Annotated in this window: 21 protein-coding genes; 9 read left to right on the forward strand and 12 right to left on the reverse strand. The window is 58.4% G+C overall.

Going from position 1 to position 20,597, the window contains the following annotated elements:
- Positions 1-4: 4 nt before the first annotated feature.
- The 5 genes from EFQ99_RS22205 to speB all read right to left on the reverse strand — a co-directional run bounded on the left by EFQ99_RS22205 (position 5) and on the right by speB (position 5,719).
- On the reverse strand, positions 5-1,426 hold the full coding sequence (locus EFQ99_RS22205; RefSeq protein ID WP_126923377.1) for an aspartate aminotransferase family protein: 1,422 nt from the start codon (positions 1,424-1,426) through the stop codon (positions 5-7).
- Between the two features lie 20 nt (positions 1,427-1,446).
- On the reverse strand, positions 1,447-2,130 hold the full coding sequence (locus tag EFQ99_RS22210) for an MtnX-like HAD-IB family phosphatase (RefSeq protein ID WP_126923378.1): 684 nt from the start codon (positions 2,128-2,130) through the stop codon (positions 1,447-1,449).
- A 103-nt stretch (positions 2,131-2,233) separates the two neighbouring features.
- The gene (locus EFQ99_RS22215) at positions 2,234-3,610 is read right to left on the reverse strand and encodes a sensor histidine kinase (protein WP_126923379.1); all 1,377 of its coding nucleotides are present in this window, start codon (positions 3,608-3,610) and stop codon (positions 2,234-2,236) included.
- On the reverse strand, positions 3,607-4,263 hold the full coding sequence (locus EFQ99_RS22220) for a response regulator transcription factor (RefSeq protein ID WP_126923380.1): 657 nt from the start codon (positions 4,261-4,263) through the stop codon (positions 3,607-3,609). Before EFQ99_RS22220 ends, EFQ99_RS22215 begins: the two co-directional genes overlap by 4 nt.
- A gap of 400 nt (positions 4,264-4,663) precedes the next feature.
- On the reverse strand, positions 4,664-5,719 hold the full coding sequence (gene speB / locus EFQ99_RS22225; protein ID WP_126923381.1) for an agmatinase: 1,056 nt from the start codon (positions 5,717-5,719) through the stop codon (positions 4,664-4,666).
- Between the two features lie 96 nt (positions 5,720-5,815).
- Between speB and EFQ99_RS22230 the strand changes: the two genes are divergently transcribed.
- Positions 5,816-6,979, forward strand: a complete 1,164-nt coding sequence (locus EFQ99_RS22230) for an aminotransferase (protein WP_126923382.1) — start codon at positions 5,816-5,818, stop codon at positions 6,977-6,979.
- Here the strand turns inward: EFQ99_RS22230 and EFQ99_RS22235 are convergent.
- The 4 genes from EFQ99_RS22235 to hutC form a co-directional block, all read right to left on the reverse strand.
- Positions 6,956-7,495: a flavin reductase family protein gene (locus tag EFQ99_RS22235; protein ID WP_126923383.1), complete on the reverse strand. Its 540-nt coding sequence runs from the start codon at positions 7,493-7,495 to the stop codon at positions 6,956-6,958. The two genes, EFQ99_RS22230 and EFQ99_RS22235, sit on opposite strands and share 24 nt — an antisense overlap.
- Positions 7,495-8,847 carry an LLM class flavin-dependent oxidoreductase gene (locus EFQ99_RS22240; RefSeq protein WP_126923384.1) on the reverse strand — a complete coding sequence of 451 codons (1,353 nt, stop codon included), beginning with the start codon at positions 8,845-8,847 and terminating at the stop codon, positions 7,495-7,497. The genes EFQ99_RS22235 and EFQ99_RS22240 overlap by 1 nt, the downstream gene beginning before the upstream one ends.
- 110 nt (positions 8,848-8,957) lie before the next feature.
- Entirely contained in the window at positions 8,958-9,899 is a 942-nt protein-coding gene (locus EFQ99_RS22245) for a LysR substrate-binding domain-containing protein (protein WP_126923385.1), read from the reverse strand.
- Positions 9,896-10,639, reverse strand: a complete 744-nt coding sequence (gene hutC / locus EFQ99_RS22250) for a histidine utilization transcriptional repressor HutC (RefSeq protein WP_126923386.1) — start codon at positions 10,637-10,639, stop codon at positions 9,896-9,898. The genes EFQ99_RS22245 and hutC overlap by 4 nt, the downstream gene beginning before the upstream one ends.
- A 227-nt stretch (positions 10,640-10,866) precedes the next feature.
- Here hutC and EFQ99_RS22255 point away from each other — a divergent pair, with 227 nt between their 5' ends.
- From EFQ99_RS22255 to EFQ99_RS22285, 7 genes are all read left to right on the forward strand, one after another.
- Complete coding sequence (locus EFQ99_RS22255; protein ID WP_126923387.1) at positions 10,867-11,694, forward strand: transporter substrate-binding domain-containing protein; 828 nt, start codon at positions 10,867-10,869, stop codon at positions 11,692-11,694.
- 99 nt (positions 11,695-11,793) lie between these two features.
- Positions 11,794-12,435: an amino acid ABC transporter permease gene (locus tag EFQ99_RS22260; RefSeq protein WP_126923388.1), complete on the forward strand. Its 642-nt coding sequence runs from the start codon at positions 11,794-11,796 to the stop codon at positions 12,433-12,435.
- On the forward strand, positions 12,432-13,100 hold the full coding sequence (locus tag EFQ99_RS22265) for an amino acid ABC transporter permease (RefSeq protein WP_126923389.1): 669 nt from the start codon (positions 12,432-12,434) through the stop codon (positions 13,098-13,100). Before EFQ99_RS22260 ends, EFQ99_RS22265 begins: the two co-directional genes overlap by 4 nt.
- Positions 13,097-13,888, forward strand: a complete 792-nt coding sequence (locus tag EFQ99_RS22270; protein ID WP_126923390.1) for an amino acid ABC transporter ATP-binding protein — start codon at positions 13,097-13,099, stop codon at positions 13,886-13,888. Before EFQ99_RS22265 ends, EFQ99_RS22270 begins: the two co-directional genes overlap by 4 nt.
- Before the next feature lie 5 nt (positions 13,889-13,893).
- Entirely contained in the window at positions 13,894-14,178 is a 285-nt protein-coding gene (locus tag EFQ99_RS22275) for an FCD domain-containing protein (protein WP_126923391.1), read from the forward strand.
- Positions 14,179-14,554: 376 nt separating this feature from the next.
- Positions 14,555-14,824 carry an antitoxin gene (locus tag EFQ99_RS22280; protein ID WP_126923392.1) on the forward strand — a complete coding sequence of 90 codons (270 nt, stop codon included), beginning with the start codon at positions 14,555-14,557 and terminating at the stop codon, positions 14,822-14,824.
- On the forward strand, positions 14,821-15,225 hold the full coding sequence (locus EFQ99_RS22285; protein ID WP_126923393.1) for a type II toxin-antitoxin system VapC family toxin: 405 nt from the start codon (positions 14,821-14,823) through the stop codon (positions 15,223-15,225). The genes EFQ99_RS22280 and EFQ99_RS22285 overlap by 4 nt, the downstream gene beginning before the upstream one ends.
- An 81-nt stretch (positions 15,226-15,306) precedes the next feature.
- Here EFQ99_RS22285 and EFQ99_RS22290 read toward each other — a convergent pair whose 3' ends face one another.
- The 3 genes from EFQ99_RS22290 to EFQ99_RS22300 form a co-directional block, all read right to left on the reverse strand.
- Entirely contained in the window at positions 15,307-16,332 is a 1,026-nt protein-coding gene (locus EFQ99_RS22290) for an ABC transporter permease (protein ID WP_126923394.1), read from the reverse strand.
- A 41-nt stretch (positions 16,333-16,373) separates the two neighbouring features.
- Positions 16,374-17,915, reverse strand: coding sequence for a sugar ABC transporter ATP-binding protein (locus tag EFQ99_RS22295; protein WP_126923395.1), 1,542 nt, complete (start codon positions 17,913-17,915; stop codon positions 16,374-16,376).
- A gap of 78 nt (positions 17,916-17,993) precedes the next feature.
- A complete protein-coding gene (locus EFQ99_RS22300; RefSeq protein ID WP_126923396.1) occupies positions 17,994-18,956 on the reverse strand; it encodes a sugar-binding protein in 963 nt (320 codons plus the stop codon).
- Between the two features lie 350 nt (positions 18,957-19,306).
- Here EFQ99_RS22300 and EFQ99_RS22305 point away from each other — a divergent pair, with 350 nt between their 5' ends.
- Positions 19,307-20,419: a LacI family DNA-binding transcriptional regulator gene (locus tag EFQ99_RS22305; protein ID WP_126923397.1), complete on the forward strand. Its 1,113-nt coding sequence runs from the start codon at positions 19,307-19,309 to the stop codon at positions 20,417-20,419.
- Positions 20,420-20,597: the final 178 nt, after the last annotated feature.

Raw genomic sequence — 20,597 nt, forward strand, 5'->3', positions numbered from 1 at the left:
CATTCTATCTCCGGGCCGCGCGCGTGAAGAGCTGATCGAGCAGCGTCAGCGCCAGATCGATCTCTTCGCGTGAGATCAGCAGGTTCGGCGCCAGGGTGATGACGTTTTTATGGTAGCCGCCGACATCGAGAACGAGGCCATAGACCTTGTTGCCGACCGGGAGATCGCCCTTCATGCCTTCGTCGCAAAGCCAGTCCATCGTCGCCTTGTCGGGCGTGAAACCGTCTTCCTTGCAGATTTCGCATCTCAGCGCCAATCCGAGCCCGTCGACGTCGCCGACGATCGCATGGCGCTTCTGAAGCTGCTTCAGGCCATCGAGGAAATAGGCTCCCTTGGCCATGATCGCCGCGCCGAAATCCTCCTCTTCCAGCATCTTCATGGTTTCGAGCGCAACGGCCGTTCCCATCGGATTGCTGGCGAAGGTGGAATGGGTGGAGCCGGGCGGGAAGACGGTCGGATTGATCATTTCTTCCTTGGCCCAGACACCCGAGAGCGGGTTGAGCCCATTGGTGATCGCCTTGCCGAAGACGAGAACGTCGGGCGACACGCCGAAATGCTCGATCGACCAGAGTTTTCCGGTCCGGTAGACGCCCATCTGGATCTCGTCGACGACAAGCAGGATGCCGTGCTGATCGAGGACCTTCTTGAGTTCGGTGAAGAAGTTCATCGGCGGAATGACATAGCCGCCGGTGCCCTGGATCGGCTCGATATAAAAGGCCGCATATTCGGCACTGCCGACCTTGGGATCCCAGACGCCGTTATATTCGCTTTCAAAGAGGCGAGCGAACTTGCGCACGCAATGCTCTCCGTATTCTTCCTTCGACATGCCCTTCGGGCCGCGGAAGTGATATGGAAACTCGATGAATTGCGCTCGCTCGCCGAAATGCCCGAAGCGGCGGCGATACCGATAGCTGGAGGTGATTGCCGAGGCGCCGAGAGTGCGGCCGTGATAGCCGCCTTCGAAGGCGAACATCAGGCTTTTGCCGCCTGTATAATTGCGTACCAGTTTCAGCGAATCTTCGACCGCCTGCGAGCCGCCGACATTGAAATGAACGCGCCCCTTGCGGCCGAACTTGCGCTCGGCATCTTGCGCGATCATCGCCGCCAGCTCGACCTTCTCGCGATGCAGATATTGCGAGGCGACTTGCGGCAGCCGGTCGAGCTGCCGATGCACGGCGGCATTCAGCCTCTCGTTGCGATAGCCGAAATTGACGGCGGAATACCACATCTGCAGATCGAGAAACGGCGTCCCTTTTGCGTCATAGACGTAGGAGCCTTCGCATTCTTCGAAGAATTTCGGTTCCGCCGCGTAGTGGACCGTATCGCCATGCGAGCAATAGGTCTCCTCCAGAACCCGCAGCTCGGCTTCCGACCTTTCGGTGAGCGCGGTGTTTTCCTTGAAGGCGTCGGCGTTGACAATGTTCATTGGTGAACCTCTCAGTCTGGTTATGCGATTGAAGATTGCAGCAATGCGCGGGGCCGCCGCGCGATGCCGGGAAGGACGGCTTGCATCTTGGGGATCAAGTCGGTGAAGTCGTCGAAGGTGATGCAAGAAATGCCCTGGTCGCCGCAGTATTCGGCGAGCTTGCCCTTGGCGAAGACGAGACCGGCCCTGCCGGAAACGCAGAAATCGCTCCGTCCATCGCCGATGTAGATCTGCCGCTCGATGCCGCCGATGACCTTGCATTTGCACACGCCCGAGCCTGCCGAACAGCCTGCCGTCGCCGGCGAAGGCGCAAGCGCATAGGTGTCGTGACCCTCGACGACCCGATGGGTAAGGATATTGGCGATGACAGGCAGATCCTTGATGCCGTTCAGCGCCAGGACGTGGCGGATGAAGTAATCGACGCCGTCGCTGACGACGGTGATCGGCAGACCGTTTTCGCGGCAATAATCACGGAATGCCACGAAGCCGGGATCGATTGCCACGGTGTCGAGGAGTGCGTCGAGCTCATGCCGGTTTGCCCGGATGAGGGCGATTTGGCGGCGCATGCACTCGGCCGACCCGATCTGACCGTCCTTCCATTCCTGCTCGATGTCTTCCCATTGCGGATCGGCAAAGGAAGACAGGACGATATCCGTCACGTCCTGAATGGAAATCGTGCCGTCAAAATCGGAAAAAATTTGCATCCAATGGCCCTTCGACTTGATCCGCGGCTGTGTTTACCGGGAGTCGATGAGGCAAGCCTGAGGGCAAAATGATGCGAAAATGAAAAATGAACGGCCGGCAGCCTCAGTCTCTGGGCAGGCGCAATTCGACCCGCAGGCCGTTACCCCAAGGGGATGTCGAAAGCGCTACCGACACGGACAGTCGTTCGGCGGTATCGGCGACGATCGCAAGTCCAAGGCCGGCCCCCTCGGCATGCAGCGTGTCCAGGCGATGGAATCGCTTGAAGACGGCCTCACGCTCCTCCTCGGGGATGCCTGGTCCGCTGTCGCTGATCGAGATCAGCCAGAAACCAGCCTCGGGGGAGACGATGACTTCGATCCTGCCGCCGACGGGGGTGTATTTGATGGCGTTATCAAGCAGGTTGCTGATCATCACCTGCAGGAGAGATTCGTCTGTCTGAACCTGAGCCTCTTCCGCACCCTCCAGGGAAACGTCAAGATCGCGGCTGGAGATGATGTTGCCGAAATCCGCGAGCGTCGACGCAATCAACCGGTAAAGTGAAACCGGCGTCAGATTGAGCGGATGATGGCTCACGCGTGCCAGGCGCAGCAACTGTTCGATCAGGTGCATTGCTCTGTCGTTGCTGGACACCAGATCCGCAATGATCGGCTTGCGTTCCTGTTCGCTGTCGCTCTTGTCCAGCATCTGCAGGAGCAGCTTGACGCTTGCCTGCGGCGTGCGCAGTTGATGGGCGGCGAGATCCGAGAACCGCCGCTCCAGCGTCAGGGAGCGGCCGAGCTTTTCCAGCAGGTGGTTGATCGAACGGCCAAGTGGCAGGAGATCGCGCGGCAGATCCTCGACGGGGATGGCCGACAGGTCGTCCGGCGAGCGCGTGCGGATCTGGTAGACCAACCCGTAAATGGCGCGCAGGCCGCTGCGGATCCCAAGCCAAATCAGTAAACCGATGACCGGCACAAGAATGAGCAGCGGAAAGAAGAGATTCAAGAGGATGTTGGAGACCAACGTCTGGCGCAGCGAAATCTTCTCGCCGACTTCCATGATGATGCCGGAATCGGGGATCGGCAACGAATAGATGCGCCAATTCTCCCCCTGATAGGCAAGGTCGGTGAAGCCGACCTTCTGGTGCGACACTTCGGGCGGGAAGGCCGTGCTGCTGTAGTACATGATCTTGTCGTTCACCCAGGCGCGGAACATATGCGCATCGGCGTAATCGTCGGCGTCTTCATTGAAGGCAAGCTGGTTATCCATGCTGAAATCGATGTCACCGACCTCCTGGGGCGTGCGATCCATCGAATGCTTCAGCCGATAATGCAGCAATCTCCACAACACGTTCGCATCGTTGATGAGCTGCGCGTCGTAGATGTTGTTGATCTCGCGCGTGGCGCTGTTGAAGGCGAAAGCGCCGATCACCATGATCGCCACCACCACGACCGGCGCGATCCTGAGGAAGAGCTTGCGTGTAAGGGTGGATTTCCTCATCGTTCGATCATGTAACCGACGCCGCGGATGGACTTGATGAAGTCTGTGCCGAGCTTCTTGCGGAGATTGTAGATCGTAACCTCGATAGCATTGCTTTCGACCGTGCTGTAGGCATCATAGAGCGCATATTCTATGTCATTCTTCGTCACGTATCGGCCGCTGCGCTCCATCAGCACCTTGAGGAGGTGAAATTCCTTGGCCGTAATATGCAGCTGCATATTGGCTTTCCGTGCAACCATCGCCGATGGATCCACCTCGACGTCACCGCACCGCAACAGGCTTTCCGTCCGCCCGTCGCGGCGTCGGATGAGCGCCCGAAGGCGGGCAAGCAGTTCATCGAGATCGAAGGGCTTGACCATATAGTCGTCCGCTCCCTCATCAAGACCTTCAACCTTGCGCCTTATCGCATCGAGGGCTGTCAGCAGCAGGATCGGAACGGTATTTCCGGCCCGCCGCATTCCTTTCAAGACTTCGATGCCGCTCAGGACCGGCAGGTTGATGTCGAGTATGACGGCCGTAAAATCGGAGTGCTCCGCCGCTTCCAGGGCCGACTGGCCATCGCGCATCCAGTCAACGCCATAGGCGTGCTTCTCCAGCGCCTTTTTAAGCGATGAGCCGAGGATGCTATCGTCTTCAACAAGCAAAATTCGCATGTTTTCACTTCATCCTTGGCACAAGCAAGGGCACTAATGTGTGTCTGGTCTGACACGATATGCCATAAGCGTAAGATCTTTTCTCGGCATCAATTTGCCACAGGCCGTGCGCGGAGCATCGTCATCAGTGGCGCGGAATGTGGAATTTGTCAGGTTCCATAATTGAACCTATCGATCGAGACAGGAGCGGGAAACGACTTTCCAAGCGCACGGAAACCAGAGGCACAAGTCCCGTTACCCGTGCCGGCCATAGCCTCTGGGACATTGCCACGAACAGCCATGTCTTGAGCTTTTCACCCTTAGAGTTGCTTTCTCGGCAGTGCGGTTTTTTACGGTGTTGGTGCTCAGTGGCTTGGCCTAGAGCTTACTCGTATATCTCGCGTTCGATGACCATAATGCCTTAGCGTTTGCCGATCGATGGACTGAACACCATTAAGCTCAGAATCTCAAAAAGCACCTGCGCCGCGGCTTGCGCTGTGTTGGTCGTCGCGTCATATTGCGGGGCAACTTCGACGACGTCACCGCCCACCAGATTTACCCCTTTCAGTCCTCGTATCAGCTCAAGGACTTCACGCGTGGTCAATCCACCAACCTCGGGCGTGCCAGTGCCGGGTGCAAAGCTCGGATCGAGACTGTCGACATCGAAGGAAAGATAGGTCGGGCCATCGCCGACGATGGATTTTGCCTTGGCGACGACCGCCGCAATTCCCATTCCACTTATGTCCTCCGCGTGGATCACGGTCATTCCCGACTTATAGGAGAATTCCCACAAATATTCCGCCGAACCACGGATGCCGATCTGGATCGTCCTCGTCGGATCGAGCACACCGTCCAACACAGCATTGCGGAACGGCCCGCCGTGATGAAACTTTGTCTGATCGAATGCACCGCTCGTGTCGCAATGGGCATCGATATGGATGAGGCCAACCGGCTGTCGCCGGCCGACGGCCTTCAAAATCGGATGGGTGATGGAATGATCACCGCCAACCGAGAGCGGTGCAACGCCGGCATCGACGATCTGGCCAATGCGCTTTTCGATGTCGTCGTGGCTGAGCTCCAGCCGGTAACGGCTTTGGAACGATACGTCGCCGATGTCAGCGACCCGGAGATCAAAAACCGGGGCCGTGCCGAGAACGTGATTGTATGGGCCAATCCTTTCGATGCCGCGAAGGGCGCGCGGTCCAAAACGGGAGCCTGGACGATTGGTGACGCCAAGATCCATCGGGATTCCGGTGATGGCAACCTGGAGATTGCCGAAGTCGGGCTGGTCGGCGGCCACCTGCATATGGGGCGCGCTAAGGAAGGTCGGCACTCCGGAATATGGCGCCAGCCTCGTGCCGTTCTTGGAGATGATCTTCTCCGCCACTTTCCGAAACTTCTCATCGAATATCTCGCCGCCGTTGGCGTCTGCAAATTCCGCGCGCAGCTGTTCGAGCTGTGATTTGTCCCACACCATGCGTATATGTCTCCGCTTCAGATCCGTCTTACTCGACAAAGAGGTTGAGAAAGCAATTGGTATCGTTGTAGCAATCGGTATCAAAGAGAAATCGATATGACCTTCGCAAAACCCAATTCCCTCGTTGCCCGCCTCTCCGCCCCGCCCATTCCTACCGTCGTTGCCTGGGGCCGCGAATACAAAGGGCTGAAGGGGCCACTCATCGATCTGTCGCAAGCCGTACCAGGCTATCCCGCGCATCCCGAGATGCTGCGGCTTCTTGGCGAGGCCGCCGGGCAACAGGCCATGACGGGATACGGGCCGATCGAGGGCGAACCTTTATTGCGCGAAACCTACGCGGCTCATCTTGCCGAGCTTTACGGCGCCGACATTTCCGGCGGCAATATCCACATTACCGCCGGCTGCAATCAGGCGTTCATGTGCACAGCGATCGCGCTTGCGGGCACGGGCGATACCGCGGCGCTCACCAATCCCTTCTATTTCAATCACGACACGACCCTGTCGATGCTTGGGATCGGTCGGCGATTGGTCCATTGCGACCCCGCTGGCGGTTTCCTTCCCGATCTGGATTCAGCCGAGGCTGCCCTTGCGGCCGGCGCGAAGATGCTTGCCGTCGTTACCCCCAACAATCCGACCGGGGCCGTGTATCCACCAAGCCTGCTCCACGATCTGTTTGTGCTTTGCCGGAAACATGGCGCCTGGCTGATCCTCGATGAAACCTACAGGGATTTCCTTGTCGAAGGCTACGGCCGGCCGCATTCCCTCCTCTCCCAGCCGGGGTGGGAGGATACGCTCGTTCTTCTCTACAGTTTTTCGAAATCTTTCTGCATCCCCGGTCATCGACTGGGTGCAATCACCGCGGGACCCAAACTCATCGCCGAGATCGCGAAGGTTATGGACAATATGCAGATCTGCGCACCACGTTCGGCTCAGATCGCAGTTGCATCGGCTCTGCCGGCGCTCGCCGATTGGCGGGCCGGCAACCGGTTGGAGATTGCTCGCCGCGCGGACGCTCTGAGACTGGCCACCTCAGAGTTGCCAGACTGGGAGCTCGCAGCGATCGGAGCATATTTCGCCTTTGTTCGCCACCCTTTTGCCGATCGATCGTCTTCCGAGGTTGCGGAAAAACTGGCCATAGACTCCGGCATCGTCTGCATACCCGGCGCCTATTTCGGCGAAGGGCAGGAGCGGTATCTCAGACTTGCCTTTGCCAATGCGGATGTCGCCTCGATAGCGCTATTGCCGGAGCGGCTTCGCTAGGATGCGGCGATGGTCTTCCACCGGAAGTTCATGATAGCCGCCTTGCCAGTATAGAAGTGGCCCGATGCCCTGTCGGATTTCGATTGCGCGGATATGCCCGATCAAAACCGCATGGGAATGATGGTGCAATACGGTTTCAAGTTCGCAGTCTAGGACCGTGAGGGCATTTTCAAGCGCCGCCGCGCCGGTCTTGAGGCAATACCATTCTGCACCATTGTAGCGTTCGGCACCCTTGCGTCCGTCAAAACCGGCAAAGGATTGCGCGACTTGCTGCTGGTCGGCTGCGAGCACGTTCACACAGAAGCAGCCATACCGCTGTAGGAGCGGCCATGAAGAGGACGCGCGGTTGACACTGACGATCACCGAAGGCCGCTCTGCGGAAAACGAAGAGACCGACGTCGCGGTGAAGCCGCTACGGTCTTGTCCGTCTCCAACCGTGATCACGCTGACCGCACCGGCCAGCTGACGCATCGAAAGCTTGAACTCCGCTTCACTGATCAAAGCCCCGGCACTCATCAGGCCGGCCCCTTTGCTTTGGCAAAGCGATTGGCAGGCATTGAAAGACCGAGGTTCTCGCGCAGGGTCGTGCCTTCATATTCCTCGCGAAACAGCCCGCGGCGGCGAAGCTCCGGTAGGACAAGCCGCACGAAATCGTCGAGGCTGGACGGCAATGTCGGAAACATCAGGATGAAGCCGTCGGCAGCACGCGTCTCGAACCACTCCTCCATGTAATCGGCGATCCGGGCCGGGGTGCCTGTTATGCCATTTCCGGTGTGCTTTTCGGCATAGTGCCGGATGAGCTCGCCGACGGTGTGGCCGCTCTTGACGAAATCGACCAGTTCGTCGAACAGGGCGCGTGATCCCTTGGGCGCCGCTGGCAGTCGATCCATGGGGAAAGGCTTGTCGAGAGCCACGTCGCGCAGGTCCGCTTCCAGGAATTCGGAGAGCATCAGCCGCCCGACATCCGGATGCATCCTGTCGATCAGGTCATCCACCTTCGCCTTTGCTTCGGCTTCGGTTTCACCGACGTTGACAACGATGCCCGGCATGATTTTCAGATCGTCCGGATCGCGTCCATGGGCCGGCATCCGGCTTTTGACGTTTTCGTAGAAGGCGCGGTTGCGTTCAATATTCGATGCGAGGCTGAAGACGATCTCGGCCGTGCGAGCCGCCATGTCCATTCCGGGCTCCGAACCGCCCGCCTGGGCGATGATGGGACGGCCCTGGGGTGTTCGCGCGATGTTCAGAGGGCCGCGAACCTGAAAGTGTTTGCCTCTGTGATTGAGCGTGTGGTGCTTGTCCTTGTCGTAGTAAATACCATTCTCACGGTCGAGAAGCAGCGCACCTTCCTCGAAACTGTCCCAAAGGCCGAATACGACGTCAACGAACTCGTTGCCGCGCTCGTAACGTAGCGCATGCGGATCGAGACCCTCGCGGTTGAAGTTGTAGCCGGTTTCGTCGTGGTCTGAGGTGACGACATTCCAGCAAGCGCGGCCTTTGCTCAGATGGTCAATCGAGGAAAACAGGCGGGCGACATTGTATGGCTCGTAGTAACTCGTCGAGACCGTCGCCACGAGACCGAGATTATTCGTCGTGACCGCTAGTGCTGAAAGCAGCGAGAGCGGTTCAAAACGGTTCATCTTGGTCGGTATCCGGGCAAGCGCATTCGGATCGCCGACCGCAGCGGCGGGAGAATCGGCCATGAACATAAAATCGAACTTGGCCGCCTCGGATCGGTTGGCGACATCAAGCAGATGAGCGAAGTCGTTGGCGCCGTTGACATCGCTTGCCGGATGCAGCCAGGAGGCCGGATGAAAACCGAAAGTATAGACGAAAGTCCCGAGTTTCATCTTGTCGGTTCGCGCCATTGAGCTCTCCCGCTAGTCGGTTACGCCGCCTTCTTGAAGGCGAATACGCAAATTATCGCCAGGCGCAAATTTTCATCAATATCATGCAGCTGAGTTCCATTTTAGTTTTTCTAAAGTGTCGGCTTTGGGGCTGACGCCAATGCCTGCTGACGGGAAATAGTCACGAGCCAATCGCGGAATTCGCGCCCATGGGGCTTCTGCAAAGCCGCGCGATCCCAGGCAAGAAAATAGCTCTCGCGCAAAGCTATGCGTATGTCGACGGGAATGACGAGCGTTTGCGCCTCGAGCTCATCTGATATCATAGACATCTGCGCGAGAACGACGCCGCGCTTGTTGACGGCTGCGTCGATTGCGCTGCTCGACAAGGTGAAGGAGAGGCCGGCTGTGCTCTCGTTGAACGCGGCGCCCGTCTGCGCAGCGAATTCGCGCCAGCTTGGATAGGGCGTAAAATGCCGCTCCCATTCGACATGCAGGAGTGGATATTCCAGAAGCCGCGCGACGGAGCGAACTTCGCCCTTGATCAGCGCCGGCGAGCAGGCCGGAACGACCCAATCGCGGAACAGCTCGGTATAGTGTTCATGCTGCAGCACATCCGATCCATAGCTGATGCGGAAATCGATGTCGTCGAAACCTATGCGGGGTTCCTTGTCGCGACCGACGATCCTGACATGAGCATTTGGATGAAGGGCCTGCCAATCGAAGATCCGACGCCCGATCCACTTGTTGACGACGGAAGACAGGGCGCTGAGAACCAGGGCATTCTCATTGCGCGCCCGTTCCAAAATCTGTTCCGCAAGCGCGAATTGCTCGAAGCCCTTCGATATTTCCTGATGATAGAGCCGCCCCCATTGGGTAAGCTCCACGGTGCGGCCGTTGCGCTCCAGCAAGGTGACGCCGAGAAAGCTCTCGATCTTGCGGATCTGCTGACTGATCGCGCCGGAGGAAACCTTCAGCTCGATGGCCGCAGCACCCACGCCGCCACAGCGGCCGACGGCTTCGAAAGCCTGCAAGCCCTTTAGCGGAACTGTCCTGATAACCTGTTTTGCGGTCAAGAGAGGCTTCTCCGCGGCAGTTGATCTGTGATGCCTCTCTCAGTTGGATGAAAGTCGCCGGCAAATTGGAAACGATCGCCTGGATGGATGATCTCTACATGCGTGACCGTATGGCTCATCTGCCATGTCTGGCGGATGAGCGTTAGACAAGCCTCACCACGCGCGGTCTCAAGCAGGCGTGCCGTGGCGGCATCGGCCGAAACGGCACGAATGACATGCCTTGCCTTCGACCAAGGCACCATGTCCAGCAACCATTTGCCGGGCGGAACCGAAGCAAAGCTTTCTGTCCTGGCAGACGGTACCATCGCGAGCATGATGATGCGCCGCTCCAGCGCATTCGGCTTGCCGTCCACGGTATGCAGGCAGTGAAGCCGCAGGATTTCTGCTCCCTTCTCTTCGCCGAGGTGAGCCGCGGTGGCAGCATCCAGTGTCTCGATCTTTCGCAGCAGGATCCTGTAGCTGTGGTCGTGCCCTGCTAACTCGGCTTCTGTGGAAATGTCTTGGATATCCATCACCGTGCGGTCGATCTGTCGCGAGGCGACGAAGGAACCAACCTTGCGGCGGCGAGTGATCATGCCGCGTTCCGCCAGGGCCGAAAGAGCCTTGTTCACGGTCATTCGGGAACATTGATACTCTTGCACCAGCTCGTGTTCGAAGGGGATGCGGTGGCCAGGTTGCCAGATGCCGCCGATGATCCTGGCTTCGATGTCTTCGAAAATTCTCTGATGAATTGAGACCAAATCTCACCTCGATCCAGCGATGACATTCAATTTCCACGAAGCCGCTTCTGCCGGGTTTACCTGGACTGTGCGGCACAAATCTTGCGTCCATCGAGTTTTGCGTTTGACAGTGTAGGCCAGCCTGTATCAATTTGTATAGACAAAAGCGGGTCATAGAAATCCGCTCGGGCGGGACATTGCATGGGGACCTAGACCTTCCACGGAAGGGCAAAAACTGGAGAGAAAACATGAGGAAAAATTCGCTTCTGAAGGGGCTGGTCGGCGCCGCATTTTTGTTCGGCGCGACGATTTCGGCCCATGCGGCCGACACGCTTGCCGCCGTCAAGGCCGCCGGCACTTTGAAGGTCGGTACCGAGACCGCCTTCGCACCATTCGATTTCATCGACGCCGGCGAGCATGTCGGCTTGAACGTCGATCTTTTTAATGAGATCGGTAAGGAACTCGGCGTGAAAATCGAATGGGTCACGCTCCCCTGGGATGGTGTCTTCCCGGCGCTCGAGGCCGGCAAGTTTGACGTCGTGGCAGGCCCGGCGACGATCACCAAGAAGCGCATTGAGCGCTATCGCTTCACGCCGCCGCTCGCCGAGGCGACCATCGCGATCCTGAAAAAAGCCGGCGACAAGACGATCAACAAGCCGGAGGATATCGCCGGCAAGAAGATCGGTGTCGGCAAGGCGACCGCTCAGCTCGATCAGCTCAAGGAGTTTTCCGAAACCCTGCCGACTAAGGTCGATATTCGCGAATATCCTGCCTTTACCGAGTCCTATGCGGACCTCGCGGCCGGCCGCATCGCCGGCGTTGCCAACTCGCTGCCCAATATCGCTTTCGTCGCCAAGCAGCGCGAAGGCACGTTCGAAGTCGTTCTTCCGCCCTTCGGCAAGAAATCCTATTTCGGCTTTATCGGCCTGAAGGATGCCGATCATGCGCCATTGATGGATGCAATCGATGCCGCCATGCTGAAGATCAAGGCGGACGGCCGCATGGCGACGCTGCAGAAGAAGTGGTTTGGTGCGAGCTTCGACACACCGGATTCCGTCAAGGACCCGGCATTCTGATCGACGACCCGAAATCGGCCATGCCCGGGGGGAATGCCGGGGCATGGCCGAGGAATGCGACCGCACTTTCCTGGCCGTCAAGCGGGCAAAATCTGAACAATGTCCACTAAACTCTTCGAGTTGCTTCTGCAGGCATCGATCTACACGGTGACCATCAGCGTCGTGTCGATCCTCATCGGCTTTGCGATCGCGATCCTTCTTTCGGGAATGTTGCTCTCGCGGCGTAGTCTTTTCGTTCGGCCTGCCCAGATTTTCATCAGCTTTTTTCGAGGTGTGCCACTCCTCGTGCAATTGCTGCTGATCTACAATCTGCTTCCCGTCATCGGCGTCAATGTGCCGAGCATCGTGGCAGCGATCATCGGCCTATCGCTCTGCACGGCAGCCTACCAGGCCGAGAATCTGCGCGGCGGATTTGCCAGCGTGCCTCTCGGTCTGGTGGAGTCGGCGGAAATGGTTGGCCTGACACCGCGCCAGATCTTTCGGCGCATCAAGGTTCCGATCGCGCTGCGCCTGACGTTTCCAGCTCTCGTCAACGAGGCGATCCTCATTCTCAAGGCGTCGTCGCTGGTCTCAGTCGTTGGCATCGTCGAACTGACGCGCATGGCGCAGGATCTCGCCGGCAGCACCTTCCTGCCACTGCAGCTCTTCGCATCCGCGGGCCTCATCTATCTGGTGATCAACTGGTTGGTGGCGTTTGCCGGCAGCCTGATCGAAAACAGACTCCCGGGAGCGCCGCGGTGACCTTCGACATCAATGTCCTCATCGGGCAGTGGCCCGCCATCGTCAGCGGTGCCGGCGTGACGATCATGATCTGGATCCTCGGCACCATCGCTGCGGCCGTCATCGGCTTTCTGATGGCAGTCGCCAGGCAATATGGCGGCATGCTGATCGACAAGGCGCTTGGTGCAGTCGTAGCCATACTGCGCGGCACGCCGTTCCTCATCCAGATATTCCTGGTCTATTACGGCGGCCCCTTTGTCGGCCTCGATCTCGATCCCTTGCCGGCCGGACTGATCGGCATTTCGATCTATGGCGCGGCCTATTTCAGCGAGATCTTCCGCTCCGGCTTCCAGGCGGTGCCGAAGGGCCATATCGAGGCCGGCGAATGCGTCGGCCTGACACAGGCGCAGATCGTCAGGCGCATTCTATTGCCGGAAATGACGATGCTGGTGCTGCCGCCATCCGTGAATATGGTGGTCATCCTGATGAAGGAGACGGCGGTCCTGTCCATCATCACCGTCCCGGAGCTGACGGCGACGCTGAGTGCAATCGGGTCGCAGCAATATGCCTTCGTCGAAGCACTCTCCGCATTGGCGCTTTTCTATTGGGTGCTCGTCGAACTGACCGGCTGGCTTGGCAACCTTGCTGAAACGAAACTATCCAGATTCAGGTTTTTCAACGCATGAGCGTCCCCGCAATAGCAGTCAGGAATCTCGTCAAGACTTTCGGAGAGACCACGGTCCTCCATGGTATCGATCTCGCCATCGAGCCCGGGCAGGTTTCTTGTCTCATCGGCCCATCCGGCTCCGGCAAGAGCACGCTTTTACGTTGCATGGCTTTTCTTGAGGAGGCAACGCGCGGGACGATCTCCATCAACGGCGAGGTGCTTGGCTTTACCGAGGATTCTCAAGGGCGGCGCGAGCGCATTTCCGCTGCCGCTAACCGTACGATCCGCGCCCAGATCGGCATGGTGTTCCAGCAGTTCAATCTCTGGCCACATATGACGGCGCTTGGCAATGTCAGCGAAGCATTGAAGGCGGTTCACAAGATGAGCCGCAAGGATGCAGAGGAGCGGGCAATGGCCCAGCTCGTCAAGGTTGGCCTCGAGGGTCGGGCCGGGCACTATCCCTCGCAGTTATCAGGCGGGCAGCAGCAGCGCGTGGCGATCGCCCGTGCCCTGGCGCTGAAGCCCAAGATCATGCTGTTCGACGAGCCGACCTCGTCGCTTGATCCGGAGCTGACCGGCGAAGTCTTGAACGTTATGCGCGATCTGGCTGCCGAGGGCATGACCATGGTCGTTGTCTCGCACGAGATAGGTTTTGCCGCGACGGTCGGCCAGCAGATCATCTTTCTCGACCACGGCAAGGTGCTCTTCAGCGGATCGCCCCAGGAGGTCTTTAAGAAGCCCAGAAATCCCCGGCTTGAGCAATTCTTGGATACCTATCTCGACCGCGGTGCTTCGATGTTGCTGTAGTGTCCATGTCCAACAAGATCCGCCTGATGGAGGTCGACCGGCAGTTCCATACCAAAATCGCTGAAATTTCCGGCAATAGTCTGATCGCCGATTTCTTGCGCTCGGTCCACGAACGCATGTCGCGGATCTGGCTTTTGCCCCTTTGGCAGTTTCACGATTTTAGCCTGACGGGCAACGAGCACGAAACCATTCTCAACGTCATGCGCGAGCGGAACGGCAAAGCGGTCGATGACGCAATGGCTCGCCATACCGAGAGCCTGCGTCAGAGAATCATGGCGGTTGCAGTTTAACTTTGCCGTCAGTCACGTCATGGCTCTTGTCGAGAGTGTCAAAGGGGTTGTTTCCAAGAGCGCATCGACTTTGGCTACACCGGGATACGGGGCGAGACAAAGTCTGATTTTCGGATTACCTTTGTTCCCTCCAGAACTGTGGTTTTCCCATGGCCCTCTTGTAACTGGTTGCTAAAAATCTGTCCTCCTCTGTGCGTTAAAAAATATCAGGTTCCATAATTCAGCTTATGCCACAGTTGATGATATAACATTACATCCATTGACGCCCTCCCTAACCACGAAACGCGCCAAAGCCTTTTCAAAGGCGGCATAGACCTCGTCTTGAAATCTTCGCCTGCCCCTAGTATATACATGTGTATATGCATGGGAGCCCGATATGCCCAATTTTCCACATCAAGATCCTATTCCCCCGCGTGAGGCCAAGCTTTTCAGAAACAATAAGAGCCAGGCTGTACGAATCCCGGCTGACTTTGAGCTGCCCGGCGACCGGGTGATGATCCACCGCGACGGCGATCGGCTCATTATAGAGCCCGTACACCGCAAGAACCTGCTGGAGGTTCTTGCTGGATTGGAGCCGCTTGGTCCTGATGATCAGTTTCCTGATGTCGACGATACCCTGCTTCCTGTGAAGGCAATCGACCTTTGAGCAGGCTTTATATGCTGGACACCAATATCGTGTCTGAGCTTGCCCGAAACCCGAGGGGTGTCGTCGCTCAACGCATCGCCGAGGTTGGACCCGATGCAATCTGCGTCAGCATTATCACGGCATCGGAGTTGCGCTACGGGTGCGCCAAGAAAGGATCACCGAAACTTCTCGCACAGATCGAAGCCATCCTTGGCAGCGTACCCGTGCTTCCGCTGGATGCGCCCGCCGATGCCGCGTACGGCGACATCCGGGCCGAACTGGAGGCCGCTGGCAAGCCTATCGGTCCAAATGACTTGTTCATCGCCGCCCACGCCTCTGCCCTCGGAGCGGTTCTGGTGACGGCCAATATGGGCGAATTCACGCGTATTCGCGCTTTGCAGGTCGAGAACTGGCTGGTTTGAACGGGCCAAAGCTATCGATGGAAGTCAGGAACTTCCGGTGAGTTGGGACTTGCAGATATCAGCCCTCGCCCGTTGGAATACCTAGTCTTGATTGGCAACCATCGGCAAACTGCCTTCGCTGGAAAGACGGGTTTCGGTCTGCCGAGCTGCGGAGATGATGCGCCGCTTTGCGCGGATGGCGTGCCATTGTTGGTCGATCAGGACGCCGATGAGGATGACGCCACCCATGACGGCGAAATTCAATGACGAGGGGATACCAAGCAGATTCACGAGATTCTGCAACTCCTGGAGCAGGACCGTGCCCAGCACGACACCGACGATCGATCCCTCGCCGCCACGGAGAGAAAAGCCGCCGAGTACGGCAGCGGCAATCGCGTAGAGTTCGTAGAACTGGCCATGGCTCGCCGGCGAGATCGAGCGCGTGTACATGGCGAAATAGATCGCCGAAAGCGCCGTAAGCAGTCCGCAGATGACGTAGGCCGACATGATCATGCGGCCGGTACGGATACCTGAATAGCGGGCCGCCTCCTCGTTCTTCCCGATCGCATAGAGATAACGCCCGAAGACGGAGCGATGCAGCATGATCCACATGACCACGGCAATGATGACGAGTGTGATGAAGGTGTTGGGGACGCCGTAGAACCGTCCGGCGGTCAGGAATTCGAGGTCCGGGAAATTTTGACCAAAAGCAAAGCCCGCCGTTCCATCGGCCGTGTAGAAGCGCGCTGCCCCTCGGTAAATCAGGAGGCCGCAGAGCGTGACGACAAAGGGCTGCAGGTTGAGCCGCGTGATCAACCAGCCGTGGACGGCACCTATCACCGCGCCGAGCACGAGAATGAGCGGCAGAGCCAGCAGCCAGGGCATCTCCTGGACCGCGACGAAATCGACGAACAGCACGCCGAGAAGCGCTACGAGCGAGCCCACGGAAAGCTCGATACCGCCAGTAATGATGACGAAGGCTTGGCCGATCGACAGGATTCCGAACAAACCGATCAGGTTGGCGGTGTTGGCCAGGTTGATCGGCAGCAGGAAACGCGGATTGATGATGGCGACGACGATGCCGACGACGACGATCAAAAGTAGCAGTCCAAGATCTTTTTTGATCATTCGAGACCCATCCCCGAGACGTATTTATTTGGCCGCGGCCGCTATCTTACCCTTTTGCCGACAGCAAGCAAAAGAACGCTTTCCTGATTGAATTCGTCCTCTTCCAAAATGCCGGCGATCTGGCCCTCGTGCATGACGGCGATGTGGTCAGAAACACCGATCACCTCTTCCATGTCGCTCGAGATCATCAGGATCGCTACTCCCGCATCGGCAAGCGCTCGCATCAGCCCGTAAATCTCGTTCTTCGCGCCGATATCGATGCCGCGGGTCGGCTCGTCGAAGATCATCACCTTCGGGCTCATCGACAACCACTTGGCAAGCACCACCTTCTGCTGGTTGCCGCCAGAAAGAGTGCCGGTTCGTGTCGAAAGCGAGGGCGCCTTGATAGCGAGGCTAACGCGCTGCTTTTCGGCGGCCGCCATCTCCTGCCCAGCGGAGAGCATGAAGCGGCTGGAGAGTTGAGGGAGATCGGCAAGGGTTATGTTCTGGGCAATCGGGAAATCAAGAAGAATGCCGCTGCGCTTGCGATCCTCCGGCACCAGGAAAATGCCGCGGGCGACAGCGTCCCGGGCAGAACGGACCGCAATTTGCCGCCCGTCCTGCAGGATGACTCCGCCGTAACTGCGATCAATGCCAAAGAGCACCCTGGCAAGCTCGGTGCGGCCGGACCCGACGAGGCCCGCAAGTCCCAGGATTTCTCCATACCGGATTTCCAGATCAACGGGACGGCCGGGATAGGCCTCGGTGCGCACGGCCCTTACCTCAAGCGCAACCGAGCCTGGTGAGCGCTGCGGCTTTGCGGTCCGGGCCGCAAGTACCCGGCCGATCATCAGCTTGACCATCTGATCGTGGCCGATGTCCCTCTTGGCGAGCGTGCCCACGAGCGCGCCGTCACGGAGTACGACGACCCGGTCGGCTACGCGCTCGACCTCGTGGAGCCGATGCGAGATGAAAATAACACTGATGCCATCCGCCTTCAGCAATTTGATGATGCTGAGCAGCCGCTCGGTTTCGGCCAGCGGCAGGCTGGAAGTGGGTTCGTCGAAGATGACGAGCCTGGCGTTGATGGACAGCGCCTTGGCGATTTCCACCATCTGCTGCTCGGCCAGGGAAAGCGACGCGACGGGTGTGTCGGCGGAAAAATGCGCCCCTACGCGCTTTAATAGCGGCTTTACCATGTCTCGCAGTCGATCTCGATCGACGAGCTTGAAAGGTCCCGCCTTCAGCGGTTCGCGCCCTAGGAAGATATTGGCGGCGACGTCGAGATTCTCGAAGAGATTGAGTTCCTGATGCACGAAGGCGATGCCGGACGAGATGCTCGATTCCACTGTGAGGAAACGAAGTTCGGCACCGTCGAGCACGATCGTGCCCCGGTCGGGGGCGATCACGCCGCCAAGGATTTTCATCAGCGTCGATTTTCCGGCCCCGTTCTCGCCGACGAGGCCGATGACCTCTCCCGGCATGATATCGATCGACAGGTCATCAAGCGCAACGACGCCTGGATAGGTCTTGCCGACGCCGGAGAGCGATAAGAATGGCGTTGCGGGCGCGCCCGGTGACGGGATGTCGGAACTATGGTTCATCGCCTGTCCATGGCTGCTGATGCTGTCGGCATGAAACGCCTTTCGCGGCGGCGGTGAGTGCCACCGCCGCGAAGGAGGTTATTTTCCAGCCATTGCCTTCAGGTTGGCGGCATACTTGTCAACGTCATCCTTGCCGATGATCACCGTCGGGATGATGATCAAGCCATCGGCGGGAACGCCTGATTTGTCGCCCTTGAGGTAGGCGGCCATCAATTTCATGCCCTTATAGGCCCATTCGAACGGCTGCTGTACAACGGTTGCCGCGATCGTGCCTTCCTTGACACCGCCGAGCGTGATCGGATCGTCATCAAAGCCGACGACAGTGATCTGGCCGAGTTTGCCTGCGTCGCGAAGCGCCTCATAGATGCGCGGCGTGTTGTAGGAATAGAAGCCGACCATGCAGGTCAGATCGGGGCTGGCTACCAGCGCATCCTCCACGTTCTTCTTGGCGCGCGTCTGGTCGATGTCGTCACCGCGAACATCGACAAGCTCGATCTTGGTACCCTTGAGCCCTTCCTTCATCCCTTCGATGCGTTCGCGGGCGTTGTCGGCACCCAGCAGACCGACGAAGCCCATGCACTTACCGCCGTCCGGCATCGCCTTCTTGGCGATTTCGGCGGCCTGCTTGCCGGCGTCGACGTTCGAAGAACCAATATAGGCGACGCGGTTGGTCTTCGGTGCGTCGCTGTCGGTGGTGAAGAGAGCCGTCTGCGAGCCGATCTTGTTGAGGCCGTCCGTCTGGGTCTTGGGGTCGACCGCGGAGACCATGATCCCCTTGACGCCGGCGCTGACGAGATCTTCCATGAGACGCTGCTGAATGGCGACAGCCGCCTGCTCAGGGTATTTAAGCTCCATCTGGTAGTCCGGCATCTCGCTCTGCGCCTTCTTTACGCCCGCCTCTGCGGCTTTCCAGAAGTCGGACGCTCCGTTGACGACGAATGCAAGTGTCGGTTTGTCGGCGGCATGTGATGCGGCAATCGGCGCCGCGCTCAGCATCAGCCCGGCGAAGAACAAGGCTGTATTGCGTTTCAGCTGTTTCATAATACACCTCCCGAGGGGCCGCAGTTGCTTGGGCCCGTTTGCGATTTACGGCCGGCCGGATGCGCGCCCCCTCCCAGGGCCGTCGCAGAGCGACGAGTGGCATAGGTTCCGATCGCTCCCTGACGGTATACAAGAATTTTAATTAGTAAATAGTATTATCAATGCACATCAAAACATTTCATCGCGCGGCCTCTGCGAATGCAATTTTGTACTGGTAATGGCCGATAACTGATATGTTGTGGCAACTCGTGCAATTGCCAGCGCTTTCAGATAGATGCTAATAATATTTAGCCGTAGCCACAATCAATCATACTGACCCATTATCCTGAAAGCAGAGACAGTTTCCACGAATGCGAAAACCCAAGACTCAAAAGAGGAATAAGGCCGTCGTGGATAAGCCTGCACGCGTGACAATGATGGACATCGCCGCGGCGGCTGGCTGCTCGCAGGCGGCCGTCTCCTTCGTTCTCAACGACACGCCCGGCACCCGTATCTCACAGCAGACCCGCGACCGCGTATGGCAGGCGGCGCGCGCGCTCGGCTATACGGAGAAGACCTATACGACGAAGGCCTTCTCATATTCGGGACTGGACAACGTAATCGGTTTCGCAGTGGATCAACTCGCCACCAGCCCCGAAGCGATCGTCGCGATCGAAGGCGCGCGTCAAGCCTCCTGGAACGCCGGCAATATCCTTTTGGTAGCGCAGACGCTCAGTGATCCCGTTATGGAGCCGAAAACGATCAAGGCGTTGAAGAGCGGCGGCATATCGGCGCTGATATACATGACAATCTACACCCGCCAGATAGAGCTTCCCTCTTATGTCTGTCAGTTGAATATCCCGACGGTACTGCTGAATTGCTACACGGCGGACCACGCCTTTCCCGCCGTCGTGCCGAGCGAGATCGCGGGAGGGCAGAGTTCTACTCGGCACCTGATCATGCACGGACACCATCGCATCGCGACGATCACCGGCGAAATCTGGATGCAGGCTGCGCAGGACCGGCTGACGGGATACCGCCGGGCGCTCGCGACGGCGGATATTCCCTTCGATCCGGAATTGGTCATCGAGGGCGATTGGTCGGCCGGGGCCGGCTATGCCTCCACGATGAAACTGCTTGCTCTGGAAGAGCCGCCAACGGCGATCTTCTGCCAGAACGACCGTACCGCCATTGGGTGCTACGAAGCGCTCAAAGATGCAGGGCTGCGCATTCCCCAGGACATGTCGGTGGTAGGTTATGACGACGAAGAAATTTCACGACATCTCGTACCCCCGCTGACGACTTCGGTCCTTCCACATCTCGCCATGGGACAATGGGCGATCGAACATCTCAACCCGGAACATATGCCCGGCAAGCGTTATCCCATCGCCAAGCTCGAATGCTCGCTGGTCAAGCGTCATTCCGTCGCCGCGCCGCGAGCCAAGACGCGGCAGATCCTCGATGGCGCACAGACCTCGCCATAGAACGCATTTCGAAACAATCTGGAAGGCCGCCGTATCCTAAACGGCGGATCGTGCCCTCCGTCAAACAGACGATGTCATCCTGCTGGCTTGGCGTGGCACGAAGTACCGCACCGGCCGGTGTCCGCCGAAAAGATGAGGCCCACGCCCTCTTCCGACGCCGCAGGCGACGGAAAAATGC

It is taken from the genome of Rhizobium vallis, assembly GCF_003985155.1.
Lineage (GTDB): Bacteria > Pseudomonadota > Alphaproteobacteria > Rhizobiales > Rhizobiaceae > Rhizobium > Rhizobium vallis.

Coding starts and splice junctions, on each gene's coding strand:
- EFQ99_RS22205 (WP_126923377.1), bottom strand. CDS start 1,426: ATGAACATTGTCAACGCCGACGCCTTCAAGGAAAACACCGCGCTCACC.
- EFQ99_RS22210 (WP_126923378.1), bottom strand. CDS start 2,130: ATGCAAATTTTTTCCGATTTTGACGGCACGATTTCCATTCAGGACGTG.
- EFQ99_RS22215 (WP_126923379.1), bottom strand. CDS start 3,610: ATGAGGAAATCCACCCTTACACGCAAGCTCTTCCTCAGGATCGCGCCG.
- EFQ99_RS22220 (WP_126923380.1), bottom strand. CDS start 4,263: ATGCGAATTTTGCTTGTTGAAGACGATAGCATCCTCGGCTCATCGCTT.
- speB (WP_126923381.1), bottom strand. CDS start 5,719: ATGGTGTGGGACAAATCACAGCTCGAACAGCTGCGCGCGGAATTTGCA.
- EFQ99_RS22230 (WP_126923382.1), top strand. CDS start 5,816: ATGACCTTCGCAAAACCCAATTCCCTCGTTGCCCGCCTCTCCGCCCCG.
- EFQ99_RS22235 (WP_126923383.1), bottom strand. CDS start 7,495: ATGAGTGCCGGGGCTTTGATCAGTGAAGCGGAGTTCAAGCTTTCGATG.
- EFQ99_RS22240 (WP_126923384.1), bottom strand. CDS start 8,847: ATGGCGCGAACCGACAAGATGAAACTCGGGACTTTCGTCTATACTTTC.
- EFQ99_RS22255 (WP_126923387.1), top strand. CDS start 10,867: ATGAGGAAAAATTCGCTTCTGAAGGGGCTGGTCGGCGCCGCATTTTTG.
- EFQ99_RS22260 (WP_126923388.1), top strand. CDS start 11,794: ATGTCCACTAAACTCTTCGAGTTGCTTCTGCAGGCATCGATCTACACG.
- EFQ99_RS22270 (WP_126923390.1), top strand. CDS start 13,097: ATGAGCGTCCCCGCAATAGCAGTCAGGAATCTCGTCAAGACTTTCGGA.
- EFQ99_RS22275 (WP_126923391.1), top strand. CDS start 13,894: ATGTCCAACAAGATCCGCCTGATGGAGGTCGACCGGCAGTTCCATACC.
- EFQ99_RS22280 (WP_126923392.1), top strand. CDS start 14,555: ATGCCCAATTTTCCACATCAAGATCCTATTCCCCCGCGTGAGGCCAAG.
- EFQ99_RS22290 (WP_126923394.1), bottom strand. CDS start 16,332: ATGATCAAAAAAGATCTTGGACTGCTACTTTTGATCGTCGTCGTCGGC.
- EFQ99_RS22295 (WP_126923395.1), bottom strand. CDS start 17,915: ATGAACCATAGTTCCGACATCCCGTCACCGGGCGCGCCCGCAACGCCA.
- EFQ99_RS22300 (WP_126923396.1), bottom strand. CDS start 18,956: ATGAAACAGCTGAAACGCAATACAGCCTTGTTCTTCGCCGGGCTGATG.
- EFQ99_RS22305 (WP_126923397.1), top strand. CDS start 19,307: ATGCGAAAACCCAAGACTCAAAAGAGGAATAAGGCCGTCGTGGATAAG.